The 24,829-nt window shown below is 39.6% G+C and carries 23 protein-coding genes; 17 read left to right on the top strand and 6 right to left on the bottom strand.

Annotated elements, in window-relative coordinates; genetic code table 11:
• Nucleotides 1-21 precede the first annotated feature (21 nt).
• A complete protein-coding gene (gene pfkA / locus M1381_03295) occupies nt 22-978 on the bottom strand; it encodes a 6-phosphofructokinase (protein MCL4478115.1) in 957 nt (318 codons plus the stop codon).
• A gap of 179 nt (nt 979-1,157) precedes the next feature.
• Between pfkA and M1381_03290 the strand changes: the two genes are divergently transcribed.
• The 11 genes from M1381_03290 to M1381_03240 all read left to right on the top strand — a co-directional run bounded on the left by M1381_03290 (nt 1,158) and on the right by M1381_03240 (nt 14,194).
• A complete protein-coding gene (locus M1381_03290) occupies nt 1,158-2,834 on the top strand; it encodes a response regulator (GenBank protein MCL4478114.1) in 1,677 nt (558 codons plus the stop codon).
• 2 nt (nt 2,835-2,836) lie between these two features.
• On the top strand, nt 2,837-3,205 hold the full coding sequence (locus M1381_03285) for a response regulator (protein ID MCL4478113.1): 369 nt from the start codon (nt 2,837-2,839) through the stop codon (nt 3,203-3,205).
• Nucleotides 3,206-3,208: 3 nt separating this feature from the next.
• Nucleotides 3,209-5,215 carry a chemotaxis protein CheA gene (locus tag M1381_03280; protein MCL4478112.1) on the top strand — a complete coding sequence of 669 codons (2,007 nt, stop codon included), beginning with the start codon at nt 3,209-3,211 and terminating at the stop codon, nt 5,213-5,215.
• 1 nt (nt 5,216) lies between these two features.
• The gene (locus M1381_03275) at nt 5,217-6,026 is read left to right on the top strand and encodes an AAA family ATPase (GenBank protein ID MCL4478111.1); all 810 of its coding nucleotides are present in this window, start codon (nt 5,217-5,219) and stop codon (nt 6,024-6,026) included.
• 1 nt (nt 6,027) lies between these two features.
• The gene (locus M1381_03270) at nt 6,028-6,702 is read left to right on the top strand and encodes a chemotaxis protein CheW (GenBank protein MCL4478110.1); all 675 of its coding nucleotides are present in this window, start codon (nt 6,028-6,030) and stop codon (nt 6,700-6,702) included.
• Nucleotides 6,703-6,705: 3 nt separating this feature from the next.
• Nucleotides 6,706-7,248 carry a chemotaxis protein CheW gene (locus tag M1381_03265; protein ID MCL4478109.1) on the top strand — a complete coding sequence of 181 codons (543 nt, stop codon included), beginning with the start codon at nt 6,706-6,708 and terminating at the stop codon, nt 7,246-7,248.
• Entirely contained in the window at nt 7,245-9,359 is a 2,115-nt protein-coding gene (locus M1381_03260) for a methyl-accepting chemotaxis protein (GenBank protein MCL4478108.1), read from the top strand. The genes M1381_03265 and M1381_03260 overlap by 4 nt, the downstream gene beginning before the upstream one ends.
• Nucleotides 9,360-9,472: 113 nt before the next feature.
• Nucleotides 9,473-10,309 carry a response regulator gene (locus M1381_03255; protein MCL4478107.1) on the top strand — a complete coding sequence of 279 codons (837 nt, stop codon included), beginning with the start codon at nt 9,473-9,475 and terminating at the stop codon, nt 10,307-10,309.
• Entirely contained in the window at nt 10,309-12,243 is a 1,935-nt protein-coding gene (locus M1381_03250; protein MCL4478106.1) for a HEAT repeat domain-containing protein, read from the top strand. The genes M1381_03255 and M1381_03250 overlap by 1 nt, the downstream gene beginning before the upstream one ends.
• Complete coding sequence (locus M1381_03245) at nt 12,231-13,103, top strand: protein-glutamate O-methyltransferase CheR (protein ID MCL4478105.1); 873 nt, start codon at nt 12,231-12,233, stop codon at nt 13,101-13,103. The genes M1381_03250 and M1381_03245 overlap by 13 nt, the downstream gene beginning before the upstream one ends.
• A complete protein-coding gene (locus M1381_03240; protein ID MCL4478104.1) occupies nt 13,100-14,194 on the top strand; it encodes a chemotaxis response regulator protein-glutamate methylesterase in 1,095 nt (364 codons plus the stop codon). The genes M1381_03245 and M1381_03240 overlap by 4 nt, the downstream gene beginning before the upstream one ends.
• 125 nt (nt 14,195-14,319) lie before the next feature.
• On the opposite strand, the gene M1381_03235 is transcribed toward M1381_03240, so the two are convergent.
• The 4 genes from M1381_03235 to M1381_03220 all read right to left on the bottom strand — a co-directional run bounded on the left by M1381_03235 (nt 14,320) and on the right by M1381_03220 (nt 17,515).
• Nucleotides 14,320-15,618: a glycerate kinase gene (locus tag M1381_03235; protein ID MCL4478103.1), complete on the bottom strand. Its 1,299-nt coding sequence runs from the start codon at nt 15,616-15,618 to the stop codon at nt 14,320-14,322.
• Nucleotides 15,619-15,626: 8 nt separating this feature from the next.
• Nucleotides 15,627-16,505 carry an MBL fold metallo-hydrolase gene (locus tag M1381_03230; GenBank protein MCL4478102.1) on the bottom strand — a complete coding sequence of 293 codons (879 nt, stop codon included), beginning with the start codon at nt 16,503-16,505 and terminating at the stop codon, nt 15,627-15,629.
• Between the two features lie 93 nt (nt 16,506-16,598).
• Entirely contained in the window at nt 16,599-16,880 is a 282-nt protein-coding gene (locus M1381_03225) for an acylphosphatase (GenBank protein MCL4478101.1), read from the bottom strand.
• Between the two features lie 41 nt (nt 16,881-16,921).
• Nucleotides 16,922-17,515, bottom strand: a complete 594-nt coding sequence (locus M1381_03220; protein ID MCL4478100.1) for a MarC family protein — start codon at nt 17,513-17,515, stop codon at nt 16,922-16,924.
• A gap of 98 nt (nt 17,516-17,613) precedes the next feature.
• On the opposite strand from M1381_03220, the gene M1381_03215 reads away from it, so the two are divergent.
• From M1381_03215 to M1381_03190, 6 genes are all read left to right on the top strand, one after another.
• Nucleotides 17,614-18,384: an MBL fold metallo-hydrolase gene (locus M1381_03215; GenBank protein MCL4478099.1), complete on the top strand. Its 771-nt coding sequence runs from the start codon at nt 17,614-17,616 to the stop codon at nt 18,382-18,384.
• A 229-nt stretch (nt 18,385-18,613) separates the two neighbouring features.
• A complete protein-coding gene (locus M1381_03210; protein ID MCL4478098.1) occupies nt 18,614-18,925 on the top strand; it encodes a hypothetical protein in 312 nt (103 codons plus the stop codon).
• 283 nt (nt 18,926-19,208) lie between these two features.
• Nucleotides 19,209-21,452 (top strand): TonB-dependent receptor, encoded by a 2,244-nt coding sequence (locus M1381_03205; protein MCL4478097.1) that lies wholly within the window; start codon nt 19,209-19,211, stop codon nt 21,450-21,452.
• 8 nt (nt 21,453-21,460) lie between these two features.
• A complete protein-coding gene (locus tag M1381_03200) occupies nt 21,461-22,087 on the top strand; it encodes a MotA/TolQ/ExbB proton channel family protein (protein MCL4478096.1) in 627 nt (208 codons plus the stop codon).
• On the top strand, nt 22,084-22,488 hold the full coding sequence (locus tag M1381_03195) for a biopolymer transporter ExbD (GenBank protein ID MCL4478095.1): 405 nt from the start codon (nt 22,084-22,086) through the stop codon (nt 22,486-22,488). The genes M1381_03200 and M1381_03195 overlap by 4 nt, the downstream gene beginning before the upstream one ends.
• 4 nt (nt 22,489-22,492) lie before the next feature.
• Nucleotides 22,493-23,152, top strand: a complete 660-nt coding sequence (locus tag M1381_03190; protein MCL4478094.1) for a TonB family protein — start codon at nt 22,493-22,495, stop codon at nt 23,150-23,152.
• 357 nt (nt 23,153-23,509) lie between these two features.
• Here the strand turns inward: M1381_03190 and M1381_03185 are convergent, their stop codons facing one another.
• Nucleotides 23,510-24,298: an EcsC family protein gene (locus M1381_03185; GenBank protein ID MCL4478093.1), complete on the bottom strand. Its 789-nt coding sequence runs from the start codon at nt 24,296-24,298 to the stop codon at nt 23,510-23,512.
• Between the last annotated feature and the right edge of the window lie 531 nt (nt 24,299-24,829).

Raw genomic sequence — 24,829 nt, 5'->3', positions numbered from 1 at the left:
TGTATTTTCGGGTTTATGTTTTTATGTACCAAGCAGTTCCATGATATGAATTAATTCTGCATTAAACGGAATTTGTTTTGAGATCACATCTTTATAAGGTGTAAAGGTAATCTCGTCTTTCACGAGCCCAACCATTTTACCTTTCCCGCCTTGTTTTAAAAAATTTATAGAATGATATCCGAAACGCGATGCAATCAAACGATCAAATATGGAGGGAGAGCCTCCTCTCTGGATATGCCCGAGTACGGTTACTCTTATTTCAAATCCGATTTCATCTTTTAATTCTTTTTCGATCTGAAAAGCGCTTACAGCACCCTCGGCGACAATGATTATGCTATTCGAACGTTGCTCATCGTAACGTTTTTTAAGTCTTACGGAGATATCCTTTATGTCATAAGGAACCTCAGGAACGATAACAATCTCAGCACCGCTTGCTATTGCCGACATTGTTGCAAGATACCCGGATTCTCTCCCCATTACCTCTATGATAAAAGCCCTTTCATGCGATGAGGCTGTGTCCTTTATTTTATCTATAACTTGTATTATTGTGTTGAGTGCCGTATCGACACCTATTGCCATATCCGTACCATACATATCATTATCAATAGATGCAGGTATACCAACCGTTGCGATGCCAAGCTCATCCAATTTTAAAGCGCCGGTTAATGAGCCGTTTCCTCCTATAATAACCAATGCATCTATATTATTTTTTGTTATGATCTCCACAGCCCTGAGCCTGCCTTGTTCCTCATAAAACTCTTTAGATCTCGCCGTTTGAAGAATTGTCCCGCCAAACTGAAGTATGCCGCTTACGGATTTAGAATCGAGAGTTTGGAAAGCCTCCTGTAATAAACCGGAGAAACCTCTATGTATGCCTATCATTTCAAATCCATAAGATAATCCTGTTCTAACGGATGCCCTTAAAGCCGCGTTCATTCCCGGTGAATCACCTCCGCTTGTAATAATACCTATACGCATAGTATCACATACCTTTTGTTACCCTTATACTTTTATTTATGTTATTATGCAATCAAATTCGCATCTTTTGATGCACATTTACGTCATTGTCTTATTCGGGTTAATGTTTGTTGCTTTACACCTATGTATTGGTATGATAATAAAATTAAACAATTGATATATAGGAGAATTCTTAATAAATGAGTTTAATAGGTAGCCTTGAGGATTTAGCTCTTGGTGATATACTACAGATAGTAAGCCTTAGCAGGCGGTCTGGAATTCTTTATCTTACGAAGAAGGGTGAAGAAGGTAAACTTGTATTTTCTGATGGTCAGCTCATATCCGCATCAATATCATCCAATCCTAATAATATATTGGGATTACTTAAAAATAAAGGTATCCTTACAGAACAACTGGAAAAAAAGATGTACGATCGTATCAGGGTTGAAGAGATCGAGGATCCGAGATCTCTTTTGATAAACTCAAATGTTATTGATAAAGAGGGCATTGATGAATTTATAAAATCGTATGTGACATCAATCATATTTAACTTTTTTGAATGGAAAGAGGGAAATTTCAACTTTGAACTGAGTGAAGCGAGTGACAGGAATGTTTTGATAAATGCGTATGAGTGTTATTTATCTGTTCCTATTAATCCTCAGTACGTGGCAATGGAAGCTGTGCGCCAAATCGATGAACAAAAAAGAGCCGAGAGTACGCCGATTTCTGTTACAGAAGAAATGGAACCGAAGTTAATGGAGATGGAAGAGATTATTATTCTTGATCCCAATACAGAATCACAGTCATTTTTTAAAGAAAGCCTTGAGTCAAGAGGACTGAAAATAACTGTTATGGATGATCTGAGGACGCTTTATAACTATCTTGAATCTATACATGATTCACCAAGGTTTCCTTTAATCGTTACCGAACTTGCCATACCAAAAACTAAAGGTGAGGGTATGCTTGGCGGTCTGGAACTTCTTAATTGGACAATAGAAAAAAAACTAAAGATACCGATTATACTTTTGAGCAGTGTAAACAATGAAGAAGTTTTAAAAGAGGCCAAGATGCTTGGTGTGTACGCATATTTAAAAAAGCCGAAGAAATTCTCAAGATCTTTGAATGAAATTGATACCTATATGGATATAGTTGAAAAGATTTCAACCCTTATGAGGCAGTATCATGAGGCAGGTTTTACATTTAAACCTGTGTGGAAGGAAGTGGTAACAACAAAACAGGAAATAAAAGAAGAAGATGATGCAGGACACAAACTTATACAGGATATAACAGAGGAATTAACGAATGAGTTTGTTAATGAAACAGACCTTTTACCGGAAGGCCCCATACTTAAAACCGAATCAAGTCCCGGATTGCTTACTTTGAAATCAATGATTGATGAACTTATGCATCCAAATTTTACAGGCGAGGTAACACTGCTTACAATGAGGTTTGCAAGTGAACTCCTCAACAGAGGCGTCTTATTTCTTGTCAAAAAGAACAATGTAAAAGGGCTCGGACAATTCGGGCTTGAGTCTTTTTTTAAAAATCCCAATATGGTTATAAAAAAAATGGAGATCAAAATAGATGATGATTTAATACTGGGCAGGGTAATGCAATACAAAAGGCCCATCAAAGCAGAGCCGCAGCATACAGAAGCCAATAAGCGATTTATAGATCAGCTTGGCGGCGTCTGGCCTATCGAATGCTATGTTATACCACTCTTAACGGCAAATAGAGTTGCAGCCATATTCTACGGTGATAATGTCCCCTTTAAAAAGCCAATCGGCGATATGACAGCCTTTGAGATATTTATGAATCAGGCAAGTGTGGTTATGGAAAAGTCTTATCTTGAAAGAATGCTAAAGGAGCGAAAGTAATAATGACAGACAATATCCTTATTGTAGAGGATTCCGCTACCATGCGTGCATTTATTTCCTCCGCTATAGAAAGTGTTGGTGACTATGATATCTATGAAGCTCCAACTGGTTTTGAAGCTCTAAAACTGCTGCCGCAGGTAAGATTTCAACTAGTCGTAACGGATATAAATATGCCTGACATAAATGGGCTTGAACTCATAAATTTTATAAGAAAAAATGAGCAGTATAAAGATATACCTCTAATCATTATCTCTACAGAGGGAACAGAGAATGACAGGAAAAAAGGTATCGGGCTTGGTGCAAACGAATACCTTGTTAAACCCTTTAAGCCTGAGGCGCTTCAAAAGTTTATAAAAAGGTATATAGGATAGCTCATGGAACAAAATAAAGCAACAAAAGAATTTATTGCAGAGGCGGAAGAGCTTATAGATAAATTATTTGAGGACGTTCTTATCATAGACAATGCAAGAAAGACGGCTAAGCCCGATCCAGATGTAATAAACGATCTTTTCCGTGCGGCACATTCCCTGAAGGGGATATCCAGTATGTTTGGTTTCAAAGAAGTTACAGATACAAGCCATAAGATGGAGGATCTGCTTGATAAAGTAAGACTGAGTAAAGTTAAGATTTCGGATCAGCTTATAGATGCTTTGTACTCTGCAGGCGATCTTTTGAGAACAATGGTCTCTTCGGAAAATTTCGGCAGAGGCACTGATATAGAACCGCTGCTCAAAAAGCTTTTAGATGCAGAGAATGATAAACCGGAAGAGAAAAAGGACGATATATTTTCGTTACTCTCATTAAACAAGGACATACTGGGTGTTCTCACGGAGTATGAGGAATCAAGGTTAAGAGAAAACATCAAGGAGGGCAACGACATATTTAAGATAGAAACAATTTTTAATATTATGAGTTTTGATAAAGAGCTATCCGATTTAACTGCTGAATTAAAAAGTTTTGGAGAGCTTATTACTACACTTCCAAGCACAACAGAGGCAAAAGAAAACGAAATAAAATTCGATATCATTATTGGAACGAAAGAGTCGGAAGACAAAATACGCAGTGCCCTGGATTTTAAAAATTTGGAAGTACAAAACTTGAGAAATCAAAAAGAGTCTGCCGCCGTTACACATGATAATAACGGCTCGCAATCCGTAGTCTCATCGGGTATTGATGAGACCACGTCGATAAAGGGTATAGCTCAGACTGTAAGGGTTGACATAGCGAAGCTTGATCATATCATGAATATTGTAGGTGAGCTTATCCTTTTCAAAACAAACCTTTTAAGAACATTAGAGACCTTACGGCAGGAGACTGGATTTAAAGGTACAGCCGTTGAATTTGCCAAAATATTGAAAGGACTGGAGATGAAACTGAATGAACTTCAGCTCGGTATTCTTGATATAAGGATGATCCCTTTGAGCCAGCTTTTTGATAAACTCACAAGAACAGCTACAAGGATCGCTAAAAGTCTCAACAAAGAAATGGAACTGTCTTTTTACGGTGCAGAAACGGAATTGGATAAATTGATTATAGAAGAGCTGACAGATCCAATGATGCATATAATAAGGAATTCAATAGATCACGGAATAGAGAAAGCAGAGGAAAGACTACTATCGGGTAAACCGGAAAAAGGCAGGATATCGATACGTGCATATCAAAAAGGCAATCATGTCATTATAGAAATAGAAGACGATGGTAAAGGAATATCACTTGAAGCTATTAGAAAAAAGGCTGTAGAAAGCGGGTTACTCTCATCATCCTCAAAACCAACCAGGGATGAATTATTCAGCATGTTATTTCTGCCAGGTTTTTCTACAAAGTCTGACGTGAGCGAAATATCGGGCAGAGGAGTTGGACTTGACGTTGTAAAAACAAATCTTAGAGCAATAAGCGGTATGATAGATTTAGAAACAGAGGAAGGTAAATGGACACGAACCAAACTTACACTGCCGGTAACGCTTGCCATTATTCAGGCTTTAATCGTTGAGGCAGACGGCAAAAGATATGCTATTCCTCTAAACTCAATAAATGAAAGCATTTTTATACGTTCAGAGGATATAAGAACTGTAGAGAATAGAGAAATAATCAAACTCAGGGATACTGTCTTACCGGTTGTAAGACTATCAAGGGTTTTGGATTTCGGTAAAAAGGAAGATAAAAGTCCGGATCACTATTATGTCGTTGAGGTGGGTGTTGGTGAAAGATTGATAGGGATATTGACCGACAGCCTTATCGGGCAGCAGGATGTTGTTATCAAACCTCTCGGTAAATTATTGAAAGGCGTAAAAGGTATTTCCGGTGCTGCTGATGTGGGTTCAGGCGAAATCGTTCTTGTAATAGATGTATCTATATTTGTGGAAGAAGTGGTAAGGGGTTAATATGTACGAAGAGTTTTATTCATTAAAAGAAAAGCCCTTTAATAAAACACCCGATCCCAAATTTTTGTATAAGTCAAAACAACACGAAGAGGCATACGAAAGGATTTTGTTTGCAATACAGGAAAAAGAGCTCGCTGTTCTTACGGGTGATATAGGATCGGGCAAAACTACAATATCGAGAAGTGTAATGGATAGTCTTGAGGGAAACTATACAATTATAAATATTATCAATCCACGACTTTCTCCGACCCAATTTTTAAAAACCGTTGCAAAAAGGCTTGGGATAGAGGATCTCAGATACTTCAAATATGAGATAATAGAACAGATCAGCGATAAGATCTCAGACCTTTATAATAAAAATACGGTTCCGGTTATAATAATAGATGAAGCACAATTGATTCCATCAAAAAGCACAATAGATGAAATCCGCTTATTAACAAACTATCAGCTTGATAATATGAATCTTTTAAGCATAATACTTATCGGTCAAACCGAATTTCGTAAAAGGATACAGACAAAGTATTACGATGCATTCAGACAGAGGATAGGGGTTGCTTTTCATCTTGGTTCACTCAGCAGAGAAGAGGTTGAGGGATACATATATTTTAGATTAAATGTCGCGGGCAGGGATAAACCTCTGTTTACATCTTCCGCTGTAGATATGATATACAAATACTCAAAAGGCATTCCGAGATCTATAAACACATTATGCAACAATGCGTTGCTTTATGGTTATGGTGAAGAGCTTGAAATGATCGATGATAAATCTATAAATGCAATTATAGATGATGTCAGGATAAGTTTAACCTAAAATGGATATATCGAAGTTAAGAAAAAAGGCAAAAGAGCAATCAGAGAAGTTTGCTAAACTTAAAGAGAAACAAAAAAAAGAACCCGGGATAATGTCTTCTCAAGAGCAAGGCGAAAAGAACCGGATTAAAGAGCCTTTGATAGAATCACAACCGGATCAGGAGAGGAAACCTGTATCTACGGAGCCTCATACTTTACTTGAACTTGCACATAATGAACTAAAAAAGTATACACCACTGGACAGTGAAAAAGAACTTCTATGCTTTAATCTCGGCGAGGAAGAGTATGGAATAGAGATCTCTTTGGTAAAGGAAATAATAAGGGTCAGAGATATCACGCCCGTACCCAATACAGCCAAGTTCGTCCTCGGTATAGTAGTGCTAAGGGGTGGGATCATGCCTTTAATAGATATGAGAACGCGTATAGGTTTACCCTTCTTAAACTTTGGCACAGATACGAGATTTGTTATGGTTGATATGGATAATGCAGCTTTGGGGCTTGTAGTGGATAAAATAACAAATGTAAAAAGGATCTCTTCCGACTCTATCAAGCTTACCAATGTTTCCGGTAGTGTGGATGTTAAGTTTTTATCAGGGATAAGCACTTATAATGGTGGATTTACTGTTGTATTGAACCTTAAAGAAATAATAAAATCGTCCGATATGTTAAAGGCTTAATGTATGAATACAAAGAATAGTGATACGCAAAAACTTGATAAAAACGTTAATCAGAAAGAGCTTATTAAACAGTTCATAGTATTAAAAATCGGGAATGTTTATTCTGCAATTGACATAAATAAAATCGTAGAGATTATAAAATACACACCATTTACAAAAGTTCCCAAAGCACCGGATTTTCTTGAAGGCGTCATTGATGTCAGAGGAACGATCATACCTATTGTTGATATGCGAAAGAGATTCGATGTGCTATCCGACAAACCCGATGAAAATGCCCGTATAGTTATAGTAAGGGTTCTGGATAGGGTAGCAGGTTTAATCCTTGATGAAGTTAAAGAGGTGTTAAAAGTTCCTGAGAGCAAGGTTATGCCGCCGCCGCAAATAGCAAAAGGCATTGGTTCTGAGTATCTTTCCGGTGTTGTCAGCGATAAAAAAAGGATCATCATGGTTCTTGAGCTGGATAAAATCCTTTCGACAACAGAGAAAATACAATTCGAGAAATTAATTTTTAAGGATAAAAAACAAAAAACTGGAGGCACAAGATGAAATTTTTTGGAGAGTTGGAGAATGTCAAATATAGCCTCAGGCTTAAATTCATTATTTACATACTCTGGGGAATCATAGCACTTAGCACTGTCTACAGCTTATATTATCTATTCCTTATGAGATCACTCGATAAGGTGGAATTTGTTAAAAGGGGTAATACGATAGCGGAGGACCTCGCTTACAATGTCCGGTTTGGTGTTATTGCTCAGGATAGAGTTGTTCTTGAGGAACTTATAGATAATATGTTTAAGGATAATGATGTAAGTTATGTTGTTATAACGGATGCAAACGGAGTAACGCTTGCATCTAAATACAGGAATAAGGCGACAGCAAATTTTTTAGCTGAAATACTCAGAACGGCAAAAAATCATAACACGACAATTACCATTCACCATATCGGACAATTCATTGAAGTAAACAAGGATGTTGTCACAGAGAGTTCCAAGCCAAACGCGAGCGGAGCCTTGCAGCAGGCTAAAACGGTTCAGGGCTATGTGTATCTCGGCATGTCTCTTGCCGGTATATCAAAAAAGATCGTATCATTTATATGGGGCGCATTACTTATCGTTCTCATGAATTTCATAATCGGTGCTGGTATAACGTTTCTTTTTGTTCAGAGGATCATAGGACAGATCCCTGTTATAGCTGAAAAGGCGTCTCTTATATCAGAAGGAGACCTTACCCAAACGGTATCTGCAAAATCAAAAGATGAGATCGGCATGCTTGCAAATTCATTTAATACCATGTCTTCGAATTTAAGAGACATACTAAAACGCATACAGAACGCATCATCTGATACGACAGAAATTGTTAGAAGGATATCCGATAATGCCGGAAAACTTCTTGAGACATCAGGGTTTCAGCAAAGATCGGTTGAAGAAAATTCTTCATCCATGATGGAGTTAAATGCCTCCATAAAGGAGATCGCAACAAATACAGAAACGCTCCATTCATCCGCGGTAGAAAGCTCATCATCCGTACTTGAGCTGTCATCAAGTATAGAAGAGGTGCTTGAAAACGTTGAGATGCTTTCTTCCTCTATTGAAGAAACAACATCATCAATAGAAGAGATGAGTGCTTCTATCAAACAGGTTGCCGACAATGTAGATCAATTACTTAAAATAACAGACGAAACAGCCGCTTCTGTAGTAGAAATGGATGCATCTACAAAACAGATCGAAACAAATGCAAACGAAACGGCTTCCATAGCCAACCAGGTTATGAGCGATGCAAAGAATGGTGTTGAGGCTGTTAATATTACAATAGACGGCATGCAGAAGATAAAAGAAGCCTCTAATCATGTGGAGGATACAATAAATAATCTTACCCAGAAAATAGATGATATAGGCAAGATACTTAATGTGATAGATGAAGTTACCGATCAAACAAATCTGCTTGCCCTTAATGCGGCAATTATCGCATCACAGTCCGGTGAGTATGGAAAAAGCTTTGCAGTTGTGGCGGATGAAATAAAAGAACTTGCAGAAAGAACGGCATCATCCACAAAGGAGATCACAAATATAATAAGGGCTGTACAGGCTGAATCCATGCAGGCAAGGGAGTCTGTTATCCTTGGCAGTGAAACCGTAGAAAAAGGCAGCGAACTTGCAAACAAAGCCGGCGCCGTACTTATGAAGATATCGGAAAGCTCGGCCAAATCCAGTTTAATGTCATCCGAGATAGCAAAGGCAACACAGGAACAGGCAAAGGCATCAAAAGAAGTAACAGAGGCTATTACAAATATAACTACCATGATGGTCGAGATAGCAAAGGCAACACAGGAACAGGCAAGGGGTTCAGAACAGATAACAAGTGCTGCTGAAAGGATGAGGGGAGTTTCAGAGCAGGTCAAGAAATCGATGGAAGAGCAGGCTAAAAGCAGCAAATTCATCAGTCAGGCTATAGAAAATATAACGGAGATGGTAAATTTCATAAATAAAGCAACACGGGAACAGGCCAAAACGAATGATATTGTTGCATCATCTTTGAACAGGATTAAAGAAGGTTCCTCAGAGAATGTAGCAAGCATATCCCAACTAAATGAGGTTTCAAAACTGCTAGATAAACAGGCTAAGGTTCTTCACGATATAATAAAGATGTTTAAGGTATAAACCATTTTATGATTGTAAGCTGTCCTGTATGCTCAACCAAATACAAACTTTTTGAAGATAAGTTATCTTCTAATAAGATTAAGATAAGGTGTTCAAAATGCAAAGCTATCTTTATGTTGAGGAAAAAATCGCAAGCAATAGGTGAAGAAGCGAATAATGAGCCAAACAAGCCGCATCATGACAGGGCAGTAAGAAAAATACTAATCGCCCATTCAAGTAATGCAATGAGGGATATGATTGGTGTTATTATAAAAGCAGCAGGTTATGTGCCTTTATTTGCTAAAAACGGCATAGAGGCTATCTCCATTATGATGAACTCACATCCGGATGTAGCTATTGTTGATGTAGCTTTGCCCGAGATATTTGGATTTGAGTTCCCGGAGATGATAAAAAATGATGAAAGACTTCACGGTATAAAAGTTATACTTATAGCTTCCATATACGATAAAACCCGTTATAAACGTATGCCGCAGAGCCTTTACGGTGCCAATGATTTTATAGAGAAACATCATATAAGAGATCATTTGATTGCCAAGATAAACAAACTTTTAATAAAACTGGAAGAAATTCAAGAACCTCAGAAACCCATAGAACATGCAGAGACAGGAACAGAGAGAGTGGAGACAACAATCCCGGAACTTCGTAAAGAAGATATAAAGAGATTAAAAGAAGAGGGATTTGTACAAACACCCTTAGATAAGGAAGAAATAGAAAAGGCAAGAAGACTTGCAAGAATTATTGTATCGGATATTGCACTTTACAACCAGGAGTTGGTTGAGGAGGGAGTAAGACACGGAAATTTTTCGGAATTGCTGAGAGATGATATCGAGGAAGGAAATAGATACTTTGAGAAAAGGATTCCTGAACATATAAGAACCGCAGAAGATTTTCTTGCAGCATCTTTTAATGAACTGATAACGAGGAAGAAAAAGGAATTGGGCATATCATAATGACGGATGACAAACTAACGACAACGGATTTAAATGAAGAAGAGAAAATACGGTTAACAAAAAGCCTGGATAAATTCTCTTACGATGAGAATGTTCATGTGATCAAATCTCTACTCGGTGATGAGAGTTTCAGAGTAAGAAAGGCCGCGATCGATGAGATTCTACAGATATATTCTAAGGATAAACTTATTGATATATTTATAGATATGCTTTCCGATCATAATAATGCGGGGCTCAGGACAGCGGGCATAGAAGGACTCACAAGGATTGGCAGGCATGGGATAAAAAAAATATTAAGGGCGATAAACCCTGAAGACTGGGAGCTGTCAAAACTTCTTGTAGATGTCATAGGTGAGCTAAATGACCCTAAAGCGATCGGGACTCTCTTGGCTCTAACGCACGTTAAACAACAAAACCTTGCTACCGCTGCTATAGAAGCTCTTGGAAAGATTGGAACTCAGGATATTGTAAATGATTTGTGTGAGCTTTTAAGAGAAAAGGAATTATATGTTGTTTTTTCAACTGTTGAATCCATTGCAAACCTTGGACAAAGAGGATTCAAAATACCCATACAGAATGTTGTCCCGCTTTTAAACGATCCATTATTCAAAAAGGCTGTTTACGATCTGCTTGGTTCAAGCCATGAAGCTCATGCCGTACAATACTTAATCGAAGGAATAAGAGATACAAAAAGGATAAACATGGAAGCTGCTGCACAGTCCATGCTCAAGTTATACTTGAGTCTGGATGAACAGGGTAAGTCGTACGTACGAAACGAAGTGAAAAACGGGCATCTATATGATCAGTTTTTAATAGAAAAACTATTATCAAGCATTAATCCACATGCAAGAGCAGCGGGTATCAGGATTGCCGGCTGGTCAGGAATAGCAAGCAGCCTGAATCTTATTTTCAGATATGCAGAAGAACCTGAAATGCAGGATGCATGCCTGAGTGCGTTATTGGATCTCAATGATCAGGTAAAGGAAGATGTAATTGGTTTGCTCATAGGAAGTAATAACATATATCACATAAGACTTGGTTTAAAGTATTTATCCCATCTTCCTGAAGAACAGAACCCGTACCCGGAAGGTTTATCCTACATAATAAAATACACGGATGAGCCTGATATACTTATGCTTCTCTCCGATGTTATAGGTAATTATATACATGAAAATAGTTTAAAACTCTTTATGAAGATTATAACTTCATCCGTAAATGAGATTCAGGATCACATTATTAACAACTTTGTAAAAGTCGGCCAAAGGTTAAAGGTTTTTCCTTTTAATTTGCTTAAAGACATGGTCCACAGTACGGATTATCGTTTAAGATTGTCCGCTGCAAAGCTTATAAAAAGTTTCTATAACAAAGATTCGGATGATTATGTGAAAACCCTGCTTAACGACAGCGAACCTGCTGTAAGAGCAGCCATTATATTAACAATCGGAGAAATAAAACTGCATACCTATGTTGAAGATATTAAAATGGCATTAACAGACGAGAATAGAGATGTAAGGATAGAAGCTATAAGAACGGTATCATTGATAGAGCCGGAACATTTTATAGAAACAATTAAATGGATTTCAAATGATGAAGATCCATGGATTAGGGCGGAGATTGTCAAAAACCTTATTTGTTTTAATAATTCGGAAGAAGCTTATCCATTGTTAAAACCGTATCTCTATGATGAATCACCCATAGTTATGCTTACAGCACTCCAGAATATTGTAAATTTACAGTGCAAGGATGCGGGTGCAGATATAGAGAATACTTTAGCCGGTAGAGATGTCGATGTAATTTCAGAAGCGATCCAGATAGTAGGGAAAAGCAAAACCGGTAGTGCTCAGGAGATACTTAAAAAACTTCTATCGAGTAGTGATGACAAAATAAAACAGGTTATTGTTACTCAAAAAGATAATATTCGATGGATCGGATAGTGATTCAGGAACAGGGTAATAATAAAGTGGTGCTGGAGGACGAAGATTTTCACAAACTGCGGGATTTCATAAAGGATTATACCGGTATCTTTTTTTCTGAAGAGCAAAAATATCTGATAGAATCAAGACTCGTAGACAGACTTGCTTTCAGAAAATTAAATTCATTCCGTGATTATTATCTGTTTTTAAAATACGACAAGGCTAAAGAAGAGGAACTTAGCGCAATCGTAGATATATTAACAACTAACGAAACATATTTTTTTAGAGAACTTCCCCAGATAAAGGCATTATTTGAGGAAATTATTCCCACATTAAAGGTAGAAAAGGCTTATTCGTCAAAGCCTTCCTTAAAGTTATGGAGTGCCGGTTCATCAACGGGTGAAGAACCTTATACGATAGCTATGTTAGCAAAAGAGTATGGAGTGGATAAAGATTTTAATCTTGAGATATTAGCTTCCGACATAAGCCAGAGGGTCCTTGCAATAGCCCGTAAGGGCATATACGGACAATCATCTTTCAGAGTAATTGATGATTACTATAAGAAAAAGTACTTTGAACCTTACGAAGGCAGGTATAAAATAAAGGATGAGATAAAAAATATGGTTAAGATATCAAGGATCAATCTTATGGACTCAAACTTGATGAATCTACTCCCTCGGATTGATGCAATAATATGCAGAAATGTTTTGATATATTTTGATACCGAATCCAAGAAAAAACTCGCCGAACGTTTTTACGAAAAGCTGTTTGATAATGGCTGGTTATTGCTTGGACATGCAGAATCATTAATATGTGTTACAAATGTATTTAAACTTGTCCAGCTTAAAAATGATCTTGTATATAGGAAACCTGCAAAATGAATAAGGTCTCCAAGGTTTTAATAATAGATGATTCAGCCTTTAACAGGAGGGCAATAAAGAATATCCTTGAATCAATTCCTGATGTTGTCGTCGTAGGAACAGCCACGGATGGTGAAGATGCTCTAAAAAAAATAAAGGTGCTTTCTCCAGATATTATAACCCTCGATCTCGAAATGCCAAAAATGGATGGTTTTACCTTCCTGCGAATTCTGATGAGAACAAAACCGACTCCAACAATCGTTGTCAGTGCTCTTTCCGATTCGGAGAGTGTATTTAAAGCAATGGAGCTTGGTGCAGTAGATTTTATACCAAAGCCGACAAAAAGAATATCGATGGAACTTTATTCTATAAAGGAAGATATTATAAAAAAGGTGTTGAGTATTCGGTCTATAAATCTTCATAATGTTCAAAGGAGGATTGCCGATATAAATGCTAAGTTAAATTTAGGTATAGATGTTTCATCAAAGCCTATAGTCCAGATTAACAGTCCTGAAAGTGAACCGTTTAGTATGAATAATGATTTCAAACTTATAACAATCGGATCATCCACCGGAGGACCGTCTGCAGTGCAGAGGATACTTGCCGGATTGGAGAGGGAGCTTAATATAAGTGTTGTTATATCTCAGCACATGCCGCCCGGGTTTACATCTACATTTGCTCAAAGGCTTAACAAGTACACTCATCTTAACGTTAAGGAAGCAGAAGACGGAGACGCTTTACACAGAGGCAATGCTTTAGTTGTACCAGGCGGATACAGCATATCCATAGGTACTAAAGGTAATAAAAAGATAGCCCATCTCATTCCAAAAAGGGAAACAGATAAATTTGTTCCATCCGTTAATGAAATGTTTGCTTCTGCCGCCAAAAGGTTTGGGAGTATGTGCTCGGGTGTCGTGTTGACCGGTATGGGTAATGACGGTAAAAAAGGGATTGAGATGATAAAGGATGCCGGCGGATATACAATAGCAGAATCTGAAGAAACGGCGGTTGTTTTCGGCATGCCGAGGGAGGCAATAGCAACCGGAAAGGTAGATCGCGTTTTACCATACTACTTGATACCTCTTGAATTAAACAGGTGGGCAAAAGGATAAACAACAAACTCTAATAATCTCATTTACATGTTTTTTAAATAGCTACAGTAAGAGTATGTTGCTTTTATAAGTTTTAACTATGTTCTAACTATGTTTTAAGTATACAATCTTGCATTATACCGGTATCATGGATTCACGATAATCAACTGCAAATCCATTACATTAGTATCTGTAGGTCCTGTTTTTAACAAGCAATTAGCGATGTCCAATGCTGTGTAGGAGTCATTATTCAAAAGTGATTGATACGGCTCTATCCCATGCACTTTTATCTTTGTTATTGTTTTATAATCGACTATTGCACCTGCCGCATCGGTTGGTCCATCAGTCCCATCAGTACCTGCCGATAATAATGTTATACCTTTGATGCCTTTCAGCTCCATTGCAAAACTGAGCGCAAGCTCTTGATTCCTACCGCCCCTGCCCTTGCCTATTACATTAACGGTGGTCTCTCCACCGCTGATCAGGCAGATACCTCTATTTATTTTCTTATGTTTTAATTCCAATGCTATAGATGCAAGCACCTTTGCAACTTCCTTTGCTTCACCGTGAAGGCTATCGGTTAAGATGATAGTCTTTAGTCCCATTTTTGAGGCTCTAATCCTGCATGCCTCTATGGCCTTTCTATTATCTGCTATGATGATATTCTTTGTACGCCTTATCCGGGTGTGTTGCGTATATGCTTTGCTTTTTTGTTCTAAAAGCTGTTTTACTCTTATAGGAACCCGCTTAATCAAGCCATAGTGCTGAATAATCTTAAGAGCATCTCTTGATGTTGAGCTATCTTTAACGGTTGGACCTGAACCTATCGTATCAAGCTTGTTACCTATAACGTCTGAGATCATAAGTGTAATTACGTGTGCGGGATAAAATGCGTTTGCAAGCCCGCCGCCTTTTACAAGAGACAACTGCTTTCGCACCGTATTCAATTCATCTATCCCTGCGCCGGCTTTTAACAAAAGCTCTGTCGTGTTTATCTTATCTTCAAGCGGGATTCCATCAGGCGCAACGAGTAAAGAAGATGCCCCCCCTGACAGGAGCATGATCAACAGGGTTTGTTCATCGGCATATTTGGACAGATGCAGTATACGTTTTGTTCCATCAATACTGTTCTGATCGGGGAGTGGATGACCTGCTTCTAAAACATCGATATGCTTCAATCTGTTCCCATGCCCGTATTTTGTTATTACAATGCCGCGTTCAATCCTTTCCCCGACAAGATCATCTATTGCCTTCGCCATTGATACAGATGCCTTACCGGCACCAGCTACGATAATGTGCTTGAATTGCCCGAATAAATATTCATTACCGGAAATGATGATTTCTTTTCTATTGATTCTTATTACACCTTTGACCGCATTGTAACCATTAACGGCATTGATCCCGTCATAAAATACAGCTTTTAAAAGTTTGGAAGAATGCTCCATTTGATTTTTTATAATATAGATAAAACGGCATCCTGCTCTTTTATTAAGAGCTTGGTTTTAAGTCTTATTATGTGTTTTTCAAGCATTTTTTTTTCAAAAAAGATAAGGAAATTATTATTATCAAGCCATTTTTTAGGGTAGATAATCCCTTTTTTTGACAGATCTTCAAGGGTCATTGGATGTTTGTTCAGACAATTCATCAGCTTATCTTCACGACTCTTTATATGTGCTGCGAACTTATCAAGTAACGGAATCAGCTCTTCTTTTGTGTATATTGCATTTACATGGGATGTCATAACATACTTTACATCAAGATGTTTCACCTTTTCTATTGAGTCAAGGAATGCATCAATATCCGATGTATCGTTCCCATACCACGGTCCAAAACTTGTAAGATCTATATCCGTTATAATTGCGATGTCAGCATCTTTAAATATGAAGCCCGAATGTCCCAGTGTGTGGCCTGGCAGGCCTATTGCATAAATACCGTAAGATTTATCTATTACATAATCCCCATCTTTAAATGTACCTGTTATATGATGCTCTGTTATGTTATACATGCCCTTGATTGCATTAATCCATTGAAAACCGATTTCCTTATCATCAACACCTATGGCGTCTATGAATTTTTTATTATCCGACAGCATTGGTGCGTCTGATTCTGGAGAGAAAAATTCACTTTTATCGAATAAATAATTTAGCCTCCTATGATCCCCGTGATAGTGGCTGTTAACTACAAAAGGCCTTTCGGATGCAAGCTTTTTAACTTCCTCTGAATCGGCAGAAGGATCAAGGATTATCTTCTTTGAAGCAGCATTTACAACAATAGTATTAGCATACAACACTGGACCTTCTTTACCGCCAAAAAATATTGTTACGTTCTCCATTCTTTTGGAAGCGTTCATTTTTGACATTTAATCATCTCTTATCTCTTAAAATATATACGGTTATTGATCAAACTCTCATGATGTAATCTTGAGTTACCTGATAATTCTGAAATCCATCAATGCCTGCCCCGGTTCAATGTTTTCTATCTCTACATTTGTTACATCAGCACCGGGCGGTCCGCTATGACACCATTCTATGAATTTCTCTAACTGTAATATTCCTCCTTGAGCCTCTATCTCAACTTCTCTATTGGGCAGGTTTCTCACCCAGCCTATTATTCCAAGCTCATCAGCCTTTTCTTTTGTACTTGACCGGAACCACACACCCTGAACCCTGCCGGATATGATAATATGAATATGTTTTACGACTTCCATAAATTTAAAAATATACAGATTTTTATCATAAGCAATAAAAACTAATGCAATTTTATTCCTGATATTATAGTTACCAGACCCATTCTTATTAGTTTAATAGCAATGGCGGCAAGCAGTATGCTCGCCACTTTGCCGATAGCCTTTGTGCCGCCATCTCTTAACATTCTTACAACAAGGCTTGCTTTTTTTAAAACAAAGAACACTATAAGCATGTTTACAACAAGCGATACGATTGTAGGTACTGTACCATAAAGATCAATAACCAGTATTGATGTGGTAAGCACTGCCGGACCTGTTATAAGAGGAATGCCGATAGGAACTATGCCAACGGCTGATGACGGCTTCCTCGTCGGCCTGTCCGGATATATTATATCATTTATTGCTATAATAAGAAGGATGATACCGCCCGCAATCTGGAAATCAGGTATTGTTATGCCCAGAGCGCTGAAAACAAGCTTTCCTATCGCTATGAAAGATAAGCTTACCAAAAAAGCTGTTAACGTTGCCTGTTTTACAATCAAATCCCTTGCCTTGACTTCGTAATCAGCGGTAATAGAAATAAATATGGGTAACAAACCGAGTACATCAATTGCAACGAATATTGTTATGAATGCAAGTATATAATCTTTTAGCATAGTATACTTATAAGAATAGAGCATGTTTTAAATATAAAACAACATTTATGAAGATCTATTATAAGACCGACACTTTTAACGAAGTAAAGATATTGAAAATGTCCAGAATTCTTTTCGGCTCACCGGTATATTTTGTGCATGCATTTATCGTTGATAATCTTATGATAGATACAGGCTCACCAATTGCAAGCAAACAAACTGCCATGATTATAAAGGATGATAATATTAAAACAATCATAATTACGCATCATCATGAGGACCACATAGGTGCAAATGCTGAGGCAAACAAAATGGGTTTAGTCCCGTACGCGCCTAAAGAAGGTATTGAGTTGATAATGCATCCGCGCAGGCTGCAGTTCCACAGAAGACTTGTATGGGGCACACCAGAGCCGTCAAATGTTCAGGTGCTCGATACCCGGGTAAAAACAGGGCATTACACCTTTGAAGTGATCCCTGCACCCGGTCATAGTCATGATCATAAGGTATTTTATGAAAGCAAACACGGCTGGCTATTTTCCGGTGATGTTTTTCTTTCGGAGACATTAAAGTATATGAGGGATGATGAAAGTCCCATTATAATGATAGATAGCCTGAAAATGCTTTTGACACTGGATTTTGATGTTATTTTTGATAGCCTTATCGGACCTGTAACAAATGGTAAAAGGGCATTAAGCAGAAAACTCGAGTTTTTTGAGGAGAAAAAGGCGCAGGTAGAAGCTCTTTACAAAAACGGTATGAGCCTGCGTGCTATAACAAGAAAGATCTTCGGTAAAGAGGACACGATGACCCTGTTAAGCAGTGGACATTTCTCAAAGATTAATTTTACAAAGGCATTACTCGGTATAACAAAATATCCCGAGTCCACATAAACCGGGTATGTATTTAACCGGGATAATCAAATAGTGAAGCATGGTTTGTTCGTTAAGTATGTCCAAAATGCAACAAGATATTATGGAATAAAAATACAAGAAGCGTCATCAACGGATAACTCTAATGAAGCAACACGGCATGGTATGCAAAAGTCAACAAACTGACACCTATTTACTATTTTCTCAAAACCTTGAATAAATTGTTTGTATGCCTTATATGTATAAATATATGTTTTTAAAAAATAATAAACCGACAGATAAAGTCCGGCTTGTAAAAATAGCACTTGCGTCGCTTTATTTATCTATAATTATCTTCCTTCCATTCCTGCACAATCATCCTCTTGTGCTTGGCCAACCGGAGCCTGCTAATTGCCCTGAACATGCCTTTGTCATTGCAAGTTATGGTGTTGTTAATCACGTAATGCCAATAGTAATATCATTCTTCTCATTCATCTATAACATACCGGTCAGACTTATTAGGATTAAGTATACTGCCCTTTCAGCTATCAGTGAAAGAGCCCCTCCTGCGTTCGTTTCATAAGAATATACCAAATTTCATAAATATTACGGGTCAGTACGTTCGCAAACAGATACCCACAAAGCGGGCTACTCCGGGAAAACACTAACACGATGTCATTCTGTGTTTGACGCAGCCTGCCCCGGTACTTGATGCGGGGCGATCCAGAAAAAAGTAAATAACTGAATTCCAACTTTCGCGGGAATAACACGAAAAATGAATGTTGAGAGTTACACCATGATATCAGATCGTACACTATACCGCTCCCGTAACGAATAAAAAAACGACGAACACAAGGAGGTTTTCAATGCAATTTATAAATGCAATCATACTGTCTACAGCAGTTGTAATTGTTAGTGCAGGTATTTTAAAAGCGAACACTGTACCTTCATCCGGCACGCTTATCATACATGTTTCAATAGGTGATACCGGCAAACCCTTACCGGGCGCTGCCATAACGGTACGCTCGGACAGTGCGACGATAACCGGCACTACCAATACCTATGGCCAATGTATCATTGCCAGCCTTAAACCCGGCAAATACAGCGTAAAGATAAAATCAAAGGGATTTGAAGAGCGGACAATAACGATCAACATTACCGGCGGGCAGGCCTCTCTGCACGATATCAATCTCCATAGCGAACTTGTCTATACGGTGCATGCACATGCCTTGGTCATAAACACGAAAAGCTCTTCATCTTCTACAGAGATATCGCAAAAAACAGTATCGGCTTTATCAGGAAGCGACAACCTTTCCAAGCTCCTGTATACGGTTCCCGGTGCAGCACAGGGGCCTTTCGGAGAGGTGCATTTCCGCGGTGCCCACACAGAAATAACGTACAGAATCGACGGCGTCAGCATACCGTCTGCCGTTTCCGGAAGCTTTTCGGACATACTCGATCCTCAGGACATCCAGAGCATTGACGTTATGACCGGCGGCTATCCTGCTGAATACGGAAACAGCCTTGCGGGTGTGGTGAATATTACAACCAGGCAGCATCCGGAAAAGGAGATAGGTATAAAAGAAGGCAATTTCAATACGCACAGCATAAACTTTAATGTCTCGGGCAGCAAATCCGCATTCACGTATTCTTTATCGGGCATAAGCTATTTTACGGGCAGAGGACTCGACACCCCGGTTGTAAATCCCATTCACGACAATCTGTTAAAACATTCGTTGTTCGGTAATTTCAGCTATATGATTGACAACAACAACTGGGTGAGTGTGCTGTTGTACGGGGATATATCTCAATATCAGATACCGAATACGGACCTTCAACAGGCTCTTGTGGTGAATGATAATCAGAACGAATCCAATGATTATGAAACCATTCTCTGGCACCACAATTTCAAGAGTGATTCCAATCTTATCGTATCCGCTTACAGGAGGGGATCCACACTCGGCTACGATGGGAGCCCTGCTGATCTGTACGGCGGCACCCTTACGTCTCCTGCATATTTAAACAATGTTGCAGAATCATTCCTCGGTTCCGGGGCCCAGGCAAACTATACCAATAATGTCATAAAACACAACCAGATAAAGGCAGGCATAAGCTATAAATATCTAATCAACAAGCAGGGCTTTTTCCTGGCTGAAAGCCCACAATCCTATCCGCCGTTTTTTGATAACCATACGGACAGCGGATTTGAATACAGCGGTTATGCGCAGGACGAATTACATTACGACCCGGTAACTGTCAATGCAGGGTTACGGTATGATTACATCAATGAATACGTGACCGCTGATCAGTTAAGCCCGCGTATCGGGATAGCGGTAAAACTCTTCAAAACAAATTCCATCCACGCTTATTATGGACGTTTTTTCCAGCCTGCACCGTTCGAAAATATCCATGTAAACTCAATACCCATGTTTGCGAACCAGAATATGAGTATACCTCTTCAGCCTGAGCGTGACAACTACTTCGAAGTCGGAGACCAGCAGATGATAACCGATTATCTCCTCGCAAAGCTTACCTGGTACTACAAGCTGATGACCAATGTTATAGATTACAACCAATTGCTGAATTCCAACATCTATGTTCCCTATAATATCCAATCCGGTTATACCAGGGGCATTGAATTCAGCATTAAATCAAGAGAGGTGGACGGGCTATCCGGAGAGTTCAACATAGCGTGGGAAAGGTCTCAGGGAAAGGGCGCAATAACCGGCGGATTGTTCACGGTCGAACCGGTACCGCAGGGCTATTTCTATTTCGATCACGATCAAACATACACGTCCTCGGCACTTATCAGTTACCGGAACCACGGATTCTGGAGCATGCTTGATCTCGAATACGGCAGCGGTCTCCCGTATGGATATAATGCTGTAACAGGGGATGTAAACTATTTAAGGGTTCCTCCGCACACTATTGCAGGTTTAAATTTAGGATACAATTTCGAAAAGGGATTCTACCTTGGCAAATCGGATATAGAACTTGATATAGGCAATATCCTGAACACATCGTATCTGATAAACCAGCAAAACGGATTTAACAATACCCATTGGGGGAGTCCGCGTACCATAGCTATTCTGTTTAAAAAATATTTATGAGGTGAAACATGCAAAACATATCAAATGCGTTACAGTTTATCATGAAAGGCGGGATCATGATGTACCCGCTTCTATTCGTATCCGTCGTATCCATGGCATTGATCATCGAGAGGCTGATGTTCTTCGCCAAGATAAACAATCTGGATGTCTCATTACTGCAAAAAACAAAACACCTGTTAACGGACAATAAAAGGGAAGACTTAAGGGCTTTTCTGTCGAGCCAAAAAACGCCGGTTGCCGATGTACTCATGACCGGCGTGGATACCATGGATGCAAATGCGAACGACATGGATATTGCAATGGAGCAGCACGCGGTCAGCATCATACCGAAACTCGAAAGTAAATTATGGCTGCTTGATACCATTATCACCATGGCACCCTTGCTCGGGCTCCTTGGCACCATAACCGGCATGATCAAGGCGTTCCAGATATTCTCGACAAAAGGCTTGAACCAGCCCACCGCAATATCCGGCGGCGTAGGCGAGGCACTTATTGCAACGGCAACCGGCCTGATCATCGCTGTTTTTACCCTGCTGTTTTACAACTACTTCAACACAAAGGTACGGCGATTGATAAAGGACATGGAGTTTGCGTCCAATGAATTCCTCAGAATGGTCAAGCAGGTAGAGCCATGAAGATACGGCAATTGGAACCGCCGAAAAAGGCACGGATAGAGATCATCAACATGATCGATGTGATATTCTTCCTGCTGGTGTTTTTTATGGTTACATCCGCCTCAATCATAGCCATGAAAGGGATCAAGGTTGATCTTCCGCATGCATCGACAGCAAAAACGACGGATGCCAAATTTATAACCATTACCCTGACAAAAGGCCAAAAGCTGTTTGTCAACGGCAAAAAGACGAACCCGGACCGGCTCTCTGCAAAGCTGTCGCAGGAGCTTATAGAGTATCCGGATGATGTGGTTGTGATCAATGCTGACAGGGATTCTAACTATGGCGCTGTTGTAAACATCATGAATATATCCCGGGAAGCCGGTGCAACGAAATTCGCCATTGCAGCAGTAACAAAATAGAATCATGGAAACTGATCGGCAAAAGATACTTTTGATTGCAGCAGCCACTCTTGCGGTAGCGCTGCACATAGTCGCGTTGTACGCCATAGGATGGATAGGCATATCAAGCAGGAAACAGCCGCAGAAAATCCTTATCCCCGTAACGATGCAGATAAAACAGTTCAACAAAGTCACCAAACCAAAGATACCCGTTCGCATAAGTCATATTCATCCGCAACGGATCCATCCGGTCAAAACAGCACCGGAGCGTAACAAAACCGGGCATAACAGGTTTTTGGCACGTTCAACAACGACAAATCATGGATTTTCAGTACCATCAGGAGGAAACATAAAGGCAGGGACAGTACTTGCACATCAGGGCACATCAGCCACTTCGACATCCGTATCGAACAACATCTTCCTGCCCCCCATACCGATCTTTAATCCCCTGCCTGTCATACCATCAAACCTGAGGACACACGGGTACAGTACATACGTGCGGGTTGAATTCTTTGTAAACAGGGATGCTTCGTTTACCTCGAAACTGCTGTCATCCACAGGCTATGATGAATTGGACAGAGTGGTGATAGATACACTCAAGAAGTGGAAATTTTCTCCCGCAACCATGGACGGGCAACCGGTAAACGGTACGCTGAAGCTGCGCATACAGTTTTCAGTAAATTAACCCGAAAAACATTCTTGCGGCATAATACTCTATGAGGTTGTGCCATTTTAACCCTAAATACCGCATCTACTCAAAATCTATTCTGACAAATATCTACTGGCGATGTGTAGAAATCCATGAACAACTTCCATATTAGAGAGAATGGATTGTTCTTAATAAGCATATTTCAGTTTGTAAGGAATATTTATGTGGGCTCTATTTTTCATCACTCTGGAAAGATTTAACCGCATTTTATTGCAGTGAAAATATGTGGGTTGTCACTAAGTTTCCTTGCTCTTCTCAACGGATTGGGAATTGAGTAATGTGTAGCCCTGCCCCCGGTCATTAATCAGCTGCCCCATTGCGACAGCAGGGACATCACGCGTCCCTATACGCCTGTTGTATCTGATCCGGCCCGTATGTACGCTCCAGCCTCCGTACAATAAAGTGTCCCTGCGCCATATTCTGAAAGTGATGCATAAAAATAACGTTGATCCCTGCACCGCCGATGCCGCCGACAAGGGGCATGAGCTCGGCCGCTGCTTTCTCCGTGATGTTGATTTCAAAACGGGAGGCAATCTCTGCGATCAGCCGTACTATCACCGGCGCACCTTCATCTGCCAATCCCCGCTCCGATATATACTCCGCTGCTTTGGAAATCTCCTGCGCCAACGCAGCCCGGACTGCAAAATAACCTGTATCCGCTGCATCATCCCCGGTTGAGTTTCCACCGAGGGCGAACACTTCGATGCAGGCAAGTTTACTTTCAATGTTCCTGATATTTTCCCCTTCACCCGATGCAATCTGTGCAATAGACCGCAGCATCAATGTTGTGGTCACCGGCAGTTCGATGGGGAGCGTCAGAAATCCGCCCATCCCGCCAAGAAATCCCGTTCCACCAACCATGAGTTTATGGAATACATTATTGGAAGATGCGGACGTGGTATCCTTGAGTGTGTACACGGCAAAATTCAACGCCGACATAAGCGCCTTTTGTACATACGTGTTGACCTTGTTATTCCATCCCCGGGGCAGCAACTTGATGCCCTTTTCAATCGGCTGGCCAATCTTGTTGGTTATCTTGATGGCAAGGCTTATGTTTTCAAGAAGAGCCTTTGCATACTTCAGATTGTTCAGATCCTCTTTCGATAATCGCTTCATACCCATGTGATGCTCCTTACGTATACTATAGCAATTTATTGTTCAGGAATAAAGTTTCAGACCCGTGATTTTTTCTTCTTCCTGGGGGCAAAGGGTACAGCTCTTGACAGGCTGTTGAAAAAGCCCCTGTATTTCATTGCGAGGAGCGGCGCCCAAGTGTCCCCTCTATAAAGAGGGGCAAGGGGCGTGTCACAATCTTCATTTGTCATTGCGAGGAGTCCCGCCGGAGGCGGGACGACGAAGCAATCTATAACTTATTGATTTATAAAAACCGGGATTGCTCGACCCATCTCCGCTGTGTGCCCGCGTTCGCAATAACAGTAATCCGAGTTTTTCAATGGACTGTTGAAAAACTCCTCTTAAAAAACCATTTATTTTATGATCCGAGGGTGATAAAACATCAGTAATTCATTCACAGGAGGCATGATGTTAGGAGAGAAACAAAAGACAGAACCAATGTTTTACCATATCAAGGTAGAGGAAATGATCCCAGAGAATCATTTGTTACGACTTGTAGAGAAGTATGTAGATTCTGGT

The organism is Deltaproteobacteria bacterium, assembly GCA_023382265.1.
Taxonomy (GTDB): Bacteria; JAMCPX01; JAMCPX01; order JAMCPX01; family JAMCPX01; genus JAMCPX01.
Note: the sequence above shows the minus strand (reverse complement) of the source record. Positions and strands in the feature narration are given on the sequence as shown.